The sequence below is a fragment of the Leucobacter alluvii genome, assembly GCF_039530485.1.
In the GTDB taxonomy this organism is placed as follows: Bacteria; Actinomycetota; Actinomycetes; order Actinomycetales; family Microbacteriaceae; genus Leucobacter; species Leucobacter alluvii.
Genome location: NZ_BAAAOP010000007.1, coordinates 191,227 through 201,491, shown reverse-complemented (window position 1 = coordinate 201,491; position 10,265 = coordinate 191,227). Strand labels below are relative to the sequence as shown.

Genomic DNA, 10,265 nt, shown 5'->3' with positions numbered 1-10,265 from the left:
CTGCTGATACGAGGCATAGCGGGTACATCCCTTCGAATGAAGGGTGTTGCAACGACCAAATGAAACCGCCCGGGCTCAGCTCTCACCGAAGCCGAATCTCCCACCGAAGCCGGACCCGCTCATCCCGAGCACACGAAAATGGGGACCGGCGCCGAAGCACCGATCCCCATTTCACCGCGCGCCTTCGCGCCGAACGCACTAGGCCAGACGGGCAGCCAGGTTCTCGTCGATCGAAGCGAGGAACTCCTCGGTCGTCTGGTAGCCCTGATCCGGGCCGACGAGCAGCGCCAGGTCCTTCGTCATCTTGCCCGACTCGACGGTCTTGATGACGACGTCTTCGAGGGTCTCGGAGAAGGCGATCAGCTCCTGGTTCTGATCGAGCTTGCCGCGGTGCGCGAGGCCGCGCGTCCAGGCGAAGATCGAGGCGATGGGGTTGGTCGACGTCGGCTTCCCCTGCTGGTGCTGACGGAAGTGGCGAGTGACGGTGCCGTGGGCGGCCTCCGCCTCCACCGTCTGCCCGTCGGGGGTCATCAGCACGGAGGTCATGAGTCCGAGCGAGCCGAAGCCCTGCGCCACGGTGTCCGACTGCACGTCGCCGTCGTAGTTCTTGCAGGCCCAGACGTAGCCGCCCTCCCACTTCATGGCCGAGGCGACCATGTCGTCGATGAGTCGGTGCTCGTAGGTGAGGCCGCGCTCTTCGAACTGCTCCTTGAACTCGGCGTCGAAGACCTCCTGGAAGATGTCCTTGAACTGGCCGTCGTACGCCTTGAGGATGGTGTTCTTCGTGGAGAGGTACACCGGGTAGTCGCGTGAGAGACCGTACTTGAACGATGCGCGAGCGAAGTCGCGGATCGAGTCGTTGAAGTTGTACTGGCCCTGGATCACGCCGCCGTTCTCGGGCAGCGTGACGACCTCGAACTGCTGCGGCTCGGAGCCGTCGGCGGGCTCGTAGGTCAGTGTGACCTTGCCCGGGCCGGCCTTGAAGTCGGTCGCCTTGTACTGGTCGCCGTGCGCGTGGCGGCCGATGATGATCGGCTTGTTCCAGCCGGGCACCAAGCGGGGAATGTTCGAGATGATGATGGGTTCGCGGAAGACGACGCCGCCGAGGATGTTGCGGATCGTGCCGTTCGGGCTGCGCCACATCTTCTTCAGGCCGAACTCTTCGACGCGGGCCTCATCGGGCGTGATCGTCGCGCACTTGACGCCGACGCCGTGCTTCTTGATGGCGTTGGCCGCGTCGATCGTCACCTGGTCGTCGGTGGCGTCGCGGTGCTCCATGCCCAGGTCGTAGTACTCGAGCGTGACGTCGAGGTACGGGTGGATGAGGCGGTCCTTGATGAACTGCCAGATGATGCGGGTCATCTCGTCGCCGTCGAGTTCGACGACCGTGCCTTCAACCTTGATCTTCGCCAACGCTTCTCCCGTTTTTCGTCGTATATGAGCCGGGATTCATTCTACCCGAGTCCGTTTGAGTATCTCGACATCGAGATATATTCGCTCCGCTGCCGCCCCGTTGCGGCCCTCCTGCCGCCGCACATCGCGTGCGCCTCGCCCGTAGCGCATGGCCCCATCGCTCCCCTAATGTGGGTCTCACCCGAACCGGGTACCGACGGCGATGCAGCCGTCTTCCACTGCAACGGATCGTCCGGCACGTGCCTGCCGGCAGAGGAGTTCATCATGGCAACAGTTACGTTCGACAACGTCACCCGGGTCTACCCGGGTGCTTCACGCCCATCGGTCGATGCGCTCGACCTCGACATCGGGGACGGTGAGTTCCTCGTGCTGGTCGGCCCATCGGGTTGCGGCAAATCCACCACGCTGCGCATGCTGGCCGGGCTGGAGGAGATCGACGGCGGTCACATCCTCATCGGCGAGCGCGACGTCACCGACGTTCCCCCGAAGGATCGCGATATCGCGATGGTCTTCCAGAACTACGCGCTGTACCCCCACATGACGGTCGCCGACAACATGGGCTTCGCCCTCAAGATCGCCGGCGTCTCGAAGACGGAGCGCGAGGAGCGCGTGCGCGAGGCCGCCCGGATGCTCGACCTCGAGGAGTTCCTCGACCGCAAGCCGAAGGCGCTCTCGGGCGGCCAGCGGCAGCGCGTCGCGATGGGCCGCGCCATCGTGCGCCAGCCTCAGGTCTTCCTGATGGATGAACCGCTCTCGAACCTCGACGCGAAGCTGCGCGTGCAGACCCGCACGCAGATCGCGTCCCTGCAGCGCCGGCTCGGCGTGACCACGGTCTACGTGACGCACGATCAGACCGAGGCGCTCACCATGGGCGATCGCATCGCTGTGCTCAAAGAGGGGGTGCTGCAGCAGATCGGCACTCCGCGCGACCTGTACGAGACCCCGAACAACGTGTTCGTGGCCGGCTTCATCGGGTCGCCCGCGATGAATCTGCTGCCTGCGACGATCACGGGCGACGCGGCGCGATCCGGCTCGCTCGATATTCCCCTGGAGCCCTCCATCCGCAGCGCCGCGGCGAGCGGGGCGCTCACCATCGGCATGCGGCCGGAAGATCTGACGGTCGTGCCGGAGGGAGACGCCGGGATACGGGTGGAGGTCGATCTCGTCGAGGAGCTCGGCGCCGACGGCTACCTGTACGGGCACGCCGACGTCGACGGAGTGCGCACCGAGGTCGTGTCGCGGGTCGACGGGCGCGTGCACCCGGAGGCCGGCGAGACCGTCACCCTCGCCCCCAACCCCTCGCGCGTGCACGTATTCGACGGGGAGTCGGGCGCTCGCCTCTCCTGACGCTCGCGCCCGCTTCCGGATCGGGGTCGATCTCCGGGCACTCGCCGACCCGGCGACGCCCCGAAACCGACCCCGATCCGCGTCGGGCCCGCCGCCGGCGCCGCGGAGCGGCCGCCGAAGATCCTGCACCTCCTCCTTGCGCGAACGGCGCGAGGCGCTAGCCTTGATTCATGAGCGACCTGAGACTCGAAGAGCTTTCCGCAGCGACCATCGTCGCGGTGAATACGCTGGGCTTGAAGCGGGGCCAGGAGCAGTTCATCACGCCCGTCTCCTACGCTGCTGCGGCGGCGGTCACGCCCGCGCACACGGCGTGGCAGCGCGTCGTCCTGCGCGATGACGAGGTCGTCGGGTTCATCCACGGCAACTTCGATCCCGACGCCTCGCAGGAGGAGTTCAAGGCAGCGCTCTGGCGCATCAACGTCGACGCCGAGGAGCAGGGAACGGGCGTCGGCACCTTCGCCGTCAAGGCGCTCATCGAAGAGGCTCGGCGCCGCGGGTTCGAGCGCGTCACGGTGCTCTGGGAGCGCGGCGAGGAAGGGCCGGAGGGGTTCTTCCTGCACATCGGCTTCGCCCCGATCGGCGAGACGCCGTACGGCGAGGTCATCGGCGCAATCGATCTCTAAGGAGTGACCGGCTCGCTGAGCCGCGACTCGAGAGGGGCGATCGTTTCGGTCGCCTCTTCTGTGCTGTTCGCGGGAATCTACTTCGTCACGCCGCTGCTCGCCCCGGCCCCGGCTGAGGCGATCTGGGCGCTGCGCACGCTCTGCGCGATTCCCATCATCGCCCTCGCGCTCCTCGCCGCACGGCAGTGGGATCTCGTCGCCGAGCTCGGCCGCAGACTCCGGCGCACGCCGCTGCTCGTGATCGGAGTGATCGCATGCGGCGCGCTGATCGCCGTTCAGCTCTGGGTGTTCACCTGGGCGCCGCTGCACGGGCGCGGCCTGCAGGTCGCCCTCGGGTACTTCCTCCTCCCCCTGATGCTCGTGCTCGTCGGCAAGTTCTTGTACCGCGATCGCCTGCTGTGGTGGCAGTGGGCTGCCGCGGGCATCGCCGCGATCGGCGTCGGCTTCGAACTCGTGCGCGCCGGTGGCGTCTCCTGGGAGACGCTGCTCGTCGCCGTGGGCTACCCCGTGTACTTCGTGCTCAGGAGGGCACTCGGTTTCGCGCACCTGGGCGGCATGTTCTGGGAGTTCCTCGCGATGACACCGATTGCCGCGATCCTGCTGGCGCGCGAGCTCGTCACGGGCACGTCCCTCGCCGTCAACCCGAATCTCCTCTGGTTGGGACCCGTCTTCGGCATCGGCACCGGCATCGCGCTCGTCTGCTACATCCTCGCCTCTCGACTGCTGACGATCAGCGTGTTCGGGCTGCTCAGCTACCTCGAGCCGGCACTCCTCGTCGTCGCATCGATGCTCAACGGGGAACGCATCGCGCCTGAGGAGTATCCGCTCTACCTCGCCATCTGGGCGGCCGTGCTCGTGCTGATCGGCGGGGGTGTCGTCGGGTTGCTGCGCCGTCGGCGAACGGACGGCTGAACCCGGGTACAGTTCTCGCATGAGCGAAGTCATGGATGCTGCCTGCGCTGAGCACACGCACGGCTACATCGAGCACAAAGACGAACTGTTGAAGCGGCTGCGCCGCGCCGAGGGCCAGGTGCGCGGCGTCCAGCGCATGGTGCAGGAGGACGAGTACTGCATCGACATCCTCACGCAAGTCTCGGCGGCTACGAAGGCCCTGGAGCGCGTGGCGCTCGAGCTCCTGGACGATCACCTGCGTCACTGCGTCGCGTCTGCCGCTGCGGAGGGCGGGGCAGTGGCCGCCGAGAAGCTGCATGAGGCTTCGGCTGCGATCGCCCGGCTGGTGCGCTGACCATCGCGGCCGAGTCGCCGCCCCTTGCATCCCTCGCCTCCGGCCACCACGATGGAGGCATGAGCGAACTCGGAATCGATCCCGCAGCCATCCCTTCTGAAGCGCTGGAGAGCGGCGTGCCTGAGACCACGTTCTCGCTCTTCGCGGCGTTCCGCGTGAGTTCGTCGCACCCGGTCGTGCTCGACGGTCGTGACGTGCCCGGCATCGTCCGCGAGCTCGAAGACGTGTCGCGGGAGATCGATGATGAGGGCGTCGTCGTCCGCGGCTGGTACGACGTCAGCGGAGTGCGCTCAGACGCCGACGTGCTCGTCTGGCTGCAGGGGGCCGCACCTGAGGATCTGCAGTGGTCCCTGCGTCAGTTGCGGCGCACGGCGATCGTGCAGCCCCTCATTCGCACCTGGAGCACTCTCGGCGTCGTCGTCGATGCTGCCGCAGCCGATGAGGCGCCGAAGCAGTGGCTCTCCGTGAGCGGGGCGAGCGACCGGCCGGGCCTGGCCGGCGCCTCGGCGGCCGTCTCGGTTCAGTCGGCTGCCACCTGCGGGATCGGCGACACCGACTGGATCGTGACCAGTGAGGCCGACGAGCTCGTCTGGATCGTCGACCATCTGCGCGACGCGGGCGACCGCTCGGGCGTCACCGGCGGCACGATCGCGGGCCGCCTCATCGATCCGGCGGAAATGGTCGAGGTGCTGCAGTAGCCCATCGGCGCACCGCCGCTGGTCTCCCGCTTACAGGCCCGAGTAGGCGTGCAGCCCCTTGAAGAAGACGTTGACGATCGTGAAGTTGAAGATGACCGCCGTGTAGGCGATGACCGACAGCCATGCTGATCGCGTTCCTCGCCAGCCGCGCGTCGCGCGGGCGTGGATGTACCCCGCGTAGAGCACCCAGATGACGAAGGTCCAGACTTCCTTCGTGTCCCAGCCCCAGTAACGGCTCCACGCGGCCTCCGCCCAGATCGAGCCGGCGATGAGCGTGAACGTCCAGAAGACGAACCCGATGATCGCCAGGCGGTAGGCCAGATCTTCCAGGCGCACGGCTGCGGGGAAGGTGGAGAGGAACCGCATGGTCGGCGTGGCGCCCTGCGCATCGCGCGCTTCCCGTCGGGCTTGGAGCAGCTGCAGCACCGACAGTCCGAACGAGAGGGTGAGGAACCCGACTGCGAGCACGGCGACGAGAATGTGGATCACGAGCCAGTACGAGTCGAGCGCCGGCTGCAGCGGGACGATCGCGACGTAGAAGTTCACCTTCGTGACGCCGAGGAACAGGATCGTCATGCCCGTGATCAGCGCGCCGAGGAAGCGCAGGTCGACGAAGAACTGCACGACCAGGAAGATCAGTACGATCGCGCAGGTCGCGGTCAGCGCGAACTCGTACATGTTCGCCCACGGAACGCGCTCCGCCCCGATGCCGCGCAGCACGGTCGCTCCGAGGTGCAGCAGGAACCCGAGGACGGTGAGCGAGAACCCGATGCGCAGCGAGCGTGATCGCCGAGGCTTGATCACGGTACCGATGGCGCGGCTCGGCGGCGCCGTCCGCACCATCGTCGCGACGCCGCCGCCGGCCGTCGCCGCCTCAGCGTCGGCGGCCGGCGTACGGACCGCTGCGGCGTCACCGCTGCGGTTCGCGAGATCCACCGCGTAGAACACGAAGGCGATGGCGTAGACGATCATCGCCGAGTACAGGGCGATGGTCGAGTAGTTTTCCAGTTCCGTCAGCAGCACAGTCCCCTAGAGTAGCCGCTCCCGCTGTGAACGGGGCCCGTCGAGCCCGTCGTTCGCTCAGCCTGCGAGCACGACCTGCTCGAGACGCTGGTAGCCCGTCTCCATGCCCTCGGCCATGCCGGTGGCGAGCACCGCCTCGCGCACCGTCGCGTCCGGGTACGTGATGACGTAGGCGAACAGTGTGCCGCCGTCGACGGGAACGAGCGTCATCTCATTCAGGGTCTCGGGGCTGCCAGAGCCCTCGGGATCCTGCGGCGAGATCATCCGCTCCGTCGTCACGAGCCGATGCGGTGCGGCTGATTCGACGACGACCCCGGCGAAGCCGAAACGTTCACCGCTCTCGTCGTTCTGCCATTCGGTGCGCAGGCGCTGGCCGACTCCGGCGCCGTACTCGCAGACGGGCATGCTCCAGCCGTCGGGCCCCAGTTGCCAGCGCTGCAAGAGGGAGGGGTCGACGTGCGCCTGCCACACCTGCTCGACCGACCCGCGGATGATGCGGGAGACCCGCGCCTGCGTCTCGCCCAGCAGCTGCACTTCGGTCTCGCGCCCGGCGGCGAACGATCGGAGGTCCTCGACGACCGCGTCGATCTGCCCCATCGCAGCGCGCATGCCCTCTTCCATTCCCATCGCCTTGAGCTGTTCGAGCGCTTCGAGCGAACCGAATCGGGAGACGGTGGTGAGTCTGGAGCCGAGAGCCGACTCGGTGAAGGCGAACTCCATGCGCACGGTGGGGAACTCGGTGTTGGGCGTGCCGTCGTCGTTCGCGAAGCCGTCTCGCACCGCGAACGAGTGCGGTGCGTCGACGGACTCCCATTCCCAGTATCCGCAGCTCCGGTCTCCGCCCGGGCCCGTCATGATGTAGTTGCTCACGCCGCCCGCGACCGCGTCGTGCCGGGTGAACGTCGAGGGGTACTCGGGCGGCCCCCAGAAGCGTTCGATCTGCCTGGGATCGACGTAGGCGTCCCAGAGGCGGCGCACCGGGACGGTGAAATCGGCGACCACGGTGAGGGTGTACGCCTCGGTATCGGTCGTGACGGAGGTGATGGGCATGATGTCGACCTTTCTTCGCGTGCCGGGATCGCTGCGTCGGTGCAGCGCCGACGTGGGTTACTCGGGGCGTTCGGAGAGGAACACGTCGAGCCGATCGATGCGCGAGCGCCAGATCTGCTCGAAGTGGCCCAGGAGTTCCTGGACCCGACGGATGGTCTCGGGGTTGCCGCAGATGATGCGCTCCCTTCCCTTGGGGGTTCGTGCGACGAGATCCGCTGCTTCGAGCACGCTGACGTGCTTCTGCACCGCCGCGAACGACATGTCGTAGTCGGCCGCCAGCTCGGAGATCGAGGCTTCTTCGGTCAGGGTGCGTCGCACGATGTCGCGCCGTGTCGCGTCGGCGAGGGCGCGGAAGACGCGGTTCACCTGCTCGTCCGTCAGCCCGAGCGCGGGCTCGGCGCTGGCGTCAGCGGACTGGGGCGAGATTTGTGCAACCATTTGGTTGTACTTTAAGGCAGGATCAGCGCGCCGTCAACCGGCGAATGCCGATCGTACGCCGAGCGCTCTACGAGGCCCGCTTGCGGCGCGCGTTGCGCACCAGTCGGGCGATCACGAACCACAGGAAGAGCGCGACGATGATCACGATGATGGCGTCGGAGAGCACGCCGCTCCACTGCTCGAGTATCGGCTTGATCGCCGGCCCGAACGCGTACCCCAGTCCGATCCAGATCCCGTTCCAGACACCGGATCCGAGCAGCGTGTACATGCTGAACTTCGCGATCGACATGCGCTCGATGCCCGCGGGAATAGAGATGAAGGATCTGACGAGAGGGACGCAGCGGCCGAGGAGCACCGCCGTGCCTCCCCACCGCGAGAAGAACACTTCCGCACGATCGAAGTCGTCGTGGTCCATGAGCGGGATCCTGCCGACGACCCGACGGGTCCGGTCCCGGCCGAAGGCGGCGCCGATCGCGTACCAGACCCAGGCGCCCACCAGAGCCCCGAGTGTGGCCATCGCCCACGCGAACCAGAAATTCAGCCGCCCCTCGTACGCGAGAAAGCCGGCGCCGGGAAGCAGCGCCTCCGAGGGAATCGGAGGGATGAACGTCTCGAGGAAGACGGCGAGCCCGACCCCCCACTCGCCGATGCGCTCCATCAGCGTCAGGATCCAGCCGATGAGGCCCTCGTACTCGCTGCCCGGGTGCGTATTCATCTGTCTGCGCGCCCGCTTCAGGCGATCTCGTCGCCGTCGCGCGAGACGGGCGCCGCGACCGGAGCCCCGCGCTTCGCACGCCAATGCGAGAGGGCGCGGAAGAGTTCGATGAGGATCGGGATGCCCGGGATCAGCACGAGGACGATGATGAACACCTCGCTGTACTCGCGCACGAAGGGGATCTGCCCGAGGAAGAACCCGAGGAGGGTCACCCCGACGCCCCAGAGCAGGGCGCCGATCGCGTTGTAGAGGACGAAGTGGCGGTACTCCATCTTGCCGACGCCGGCAGCAGCCGGCACGAATGCTCGGAAGATCGGGAGGAAGCGCGCGATGATGATCGCCTTCGGACCGTGCTTCTCGAAGAACGCGTGCGTACGCGCGACGTTCTCGGGGTTGAAGAGGCGGCTCTTCTCCCGGTTGAAGACCGCAGGTCCCAGCTTCCGCCCGATCATGAAGCCCATCTGGTCGCCGGCGAAGGCGAAGAGGAAGAGGAGGGCGCACGTGATCCCGATCGGCACATCGATGATGCCCGTCGCGCTGAAGAGCCCGACCGTGAAGAGGAGCGAATCGCCGGGGAGGAACGCCAGCACGAGCACGCCCGTTTCCAGGAACACGAAGGCGCACGCGAGCACCAGCGCGATCCACCCACCGGCCTCCAGCAGGGTCTCCGGATCGAGCCAGTCGATGCCGAGCAGCGCAGGGACCGTCGCGGTCATGGAGAGTGCGGTGGTCGTCGATGTCACGTGCGGAGCTCAACTTTCGTCGGGATGGGCGGCGGGCACGACGCACACCAGTATGCCGCGCCCGCCTGAACGACCAGTCCGGGGGAATGCGTCAGGCCCGTTCCGCCATCTCCACGACGTTCTGCAGGAGCAGCGCACGCGTCATCGGCCCGACGCCGCCCGGATTCGGTGAGACCCACGCCGCGACCTCGGCGACCGAGGGATCGACGTCTCCGACGACACGGCTCTTCCCCGTCACCGGATCAGTCTTGCGCGACACTCCGACGTCGAGCACGATCGCGCCGGGCTTCACATGCTCGGCGCGAACGATGCCCTCGGAGCCGGCCGCAGCGACGATCACGTCGGCCTGCTGCAGGATGCTGCCGAGATCCTGCGTTCCCGTGTGCGTCAGTGTCACCGTCGCGTTGTACTCGCGACGCGTCAGCAGCGGACCGATCGGTCGCCCGACGGTGACACCCCGGCCCACCACCACCACGTGCTTGCCCGCCCATGAGATGCCGTTGCGCTCCACGAGTTCGATCACACCGCGCGGGGTGCACGGCAGCGGCGACTCGATCGGCCGGTTCGCGTTGAGCACGAGCCGCCCGAGGTTCGTCGGGTGCAGCCCGTCGGCGTCCTTGTCGGGATCGATGCGCTCGAGGATCCGATCGGTGTCGATGTGCTTCGGCAGCGGGAGCTGGACGATGTAGCCGGTGCACGCCGAGTCGGCGTTCAGCTCATCGAGCACGGCCTCGAGCTCCTCCTGCGTCACCGACTCCGGGAGGTCGCGCTTGATCGACGCGATGCCGACCTCGGCGCAGTCCCGGTGCTTGCCGGCGACGTACCACTGCGATCCGGGGTCGTCTCCGACGAGCACCGTCGCGAGCCCGGGCACGATTCCGCGCTCGCGCAACGCCGACACGCGGCCCGTGAGCTCCTGCTTGATCGCCGAGGCAGCTGCCTTCCCGTCCAGGAGTTCAGCGGCCATCG

General features: G+C 67.3%; 12 protein-coding genes. 5 read left to right on the top strand and 7 right to left on the bottom strand.

Annotation, left to right across the window (positions count from 1 at the left end):
- Positions 1-198: 198 nt before the first annotated feature.
- Positions 199-1,413 carry an NADP-dependent isocitrate dehydrogenase gene (locus ABFX18_RS10450; RefSeq protein WP_090152143.1) on the bottom strand — a complete coding sequence of 405 codons (1,215 nt, stop codon included), beginning with the start codon at positions 1,411-1,413 and terminating at the stop codon, positions 199-201.
- A gap of 264 nt (positions 1,414-1,677) precedes the next feature.
- Here ABFX18_RS10450 and ABFX18_RS10445 point away from each other — a divergent pair, with 264 nt between their 5' ends.
- From ABFX18_RS10445 to ABFX18_RS10425, 5 genes are all read left to right on the top strand, one after another.
- The gene (locus tag ABFX18_RS10445; protein ID WP_090152476.1) at positions 1,678-2,760 is read left to right on the top strand and encodes an ABC transporter ATP-binding protein; all 1,083 of its coding nucleotides are present in this window, start codon (positions 1,678-1,680) and stop codon (positions 2,758-2,760) included.
- A gap of 170 nt (positions 2,761-2,930) precedes the next feature.
- Positions 2,931-3,383 carry a GNAT family N-acetyltransferase gene (locus tag ABFX18_RS10440; protein ID WP_200332283.1) on the top strand — a complete coding sequence of 151 codons (453 nt, stop codon included), beginning with the start codon at positions 2,931-2,933 and terminating at the stop codon, positions 3,381-3,383.
- Between the two features lie 3 nt (positions 3,384-3,386).
- A complete protein-coding gene (gene rarD / locus ABFX18_RS10435; protein ID WP_346058280.1) occupies positions 3,387-4,295 on the top strand; it encodes an EamA family transporter RarD in 909 nt (302 codons plus the stop codon).
- Positions 4,296-4,314: 19 nt separating this feature from the next.
- Complete coding sequence (locus ABFX18_RS10430) at positions 4,315-4,629, top strand: metal-sensitive transcriptional regulator (protein ID WP_090152154.1); 315 nt, start codon at positions 4,315-4,317, stop codon at positions 4,627-4,629.
- A gap of 59 nt (positions 4,630-4,688) precedes the next feature.
- Positions 4,689-5,327, top strand: a complete 639-nt coding sequence (locus tag ABFX18_RS10425; RefSeq protein WP_346058279.1) for a chlorite dismutase family protein — start codon at positions 4,689-4,691, stop codon at positions 5,325-5,327.
- A 30-nt stretch (positions 5,328-5,357) separates the two neighbouring features.
- On the opposite strand, the gene ccsB is transcribed toward ABFX18_RS10425, so the two are convergent.
- From ccsB to ABFX18_RS10395, 6 genes are all read right to left on the bottom strand, one after another.
- Positions 5,358-6,299, bottom strand: coding sequence for a c-type cytochrome biogenesis protein CcsB (ccsB, locus tag ABFX18_RS10420; protein WP_346058284.1), 942 nt, complete (start codon positions 6,297-6,299; stop codon positions 5,358-5,360).
- Positions 6,300-6,407: 108 nt separating this feature from the next.
- Complete coding sequence (locus ABFX18_RS10415; RefSeq protein ID WP_346058278.1) at positions 6,408-7,400, bottom strand: SRPBCC family protein; 993 nt, start codon at positions 7,398-7,400, stop codon at positions 6,408-6,410.
- Positions 7,401-7,457: 57 nt separating this feature from the next.
- Positions 7,458-7,838, bottom strand: coding sequence for an ArsR/SmtB family transcription factor (locus ABFX18_RS10410; RefSeq protein WP_346058277.1), 381 nt, complete (start codon positions 7,836-7,838; stop codon positions 7,458-7,460).
- A 67-nt stretch (positions 7,839-7,905) separates the two neighbouring features.
- Positions 7,906-8,553, bottom strand: coding sequence for a DedA family protein (locus ABFX18_RS10405; protein ID WP_211649168.1), 648 nt, complete (start codon positions 8,551-8,553; stop codon positions 7,906-7,908).
- A 17-nt stretch (positions 8,554-8,570) separates the two neighbouring features.
- The gene (locus ABFX18_RS10400) at positions 8,571-9,296 is read right to left on the bottom strand and encodes a VTT domain-containing protein (protein WP_346058276.1); all 726 of its coding nucleotides are present in this window, start codon (positions 9,294-9,296) and stop codon (positions 8,571-8,573) included.
- 91 nt (positions 9,297-9,387) lie between these two features.
- Positions 9,388-10,263 (bottom strand): bifunctional methylenetetrahydrofolate dehydrogenase/methenyltetrahydrofolate cyclohydrolase, encoded by an 876-nt coding sequence (locus ABFX18_RS10395; protein ID WP_346058275.1) that lies wholly within the window; start codon positions 10,261-10,263, stop codon positions 9,388-9,390.
- Positions 10,264-10,265 lie beyond the last annotated feature (2 nt).

Coding starts and splice junctions, on each gene's coding strand:
- ABFX18_RS10445 (WP_090152476.1), top strand. CDS start 1,678: ATGGCAACAGTTACGTTCGACAACGTCACCCGGGTCTACCCGGGTGCT.
- ABFX18_RS10440 (WP_200332283.1), top strand. CDS start 2,931: ATGAGCGACCTGAGACTCGAAGAGCTTTCCGCAGCGACCATCGTCGCG.
- ABFX18_RS10430 (WP_090152154.1), top strand. CDS start 4,315: ATGAGCGAAGTCATGGATGCTGCCTGCGCTGAGCACACGCACGGCTAC.
- ABFX18_RS10425 (WP_346058279.1), top strand. CDS start 4,689: ATGAGCGAACTCGGAATCGATCCCGCAGCCATCCCTTCTGAAGCGCTG.
- ccsB (WP_346058284.1), bottom strand. CDS start 6,299: ATGATCGTCTACGCCATCGCCTTCGTGTTCTACGCGGTGGATCTCGCG.
- ABFX18_RS10415 (WP_346058278.1), bottom strand. CDS start 7,400: ATGCCCATCACCTCCGTCACGACCGATACCGAGGCGTACACCCTCACC.
- ABFX18_RS10410 (WP_346058277.1), bottom strand. CDS start 7,838: ATGGTTGCACAAATCTCGCCCCAGTCCGCTGACGCCAGCGCCGAGCCC.
- ABFX18_RS10405 (WP_211649168.1), bottom strand. CDS start 8,553: ATGAATACGCACCCGGGCAGCGAGTACGAGGGCCTCATCGGCTGGATC.
- ABFX18_RS10395 (WP_346058275.1), bottom strand. CDS start 10,263: ATGGCCGCTGAACTCCTGGACGGGAAGGCAGCTGCCTCGGCGATCAAG.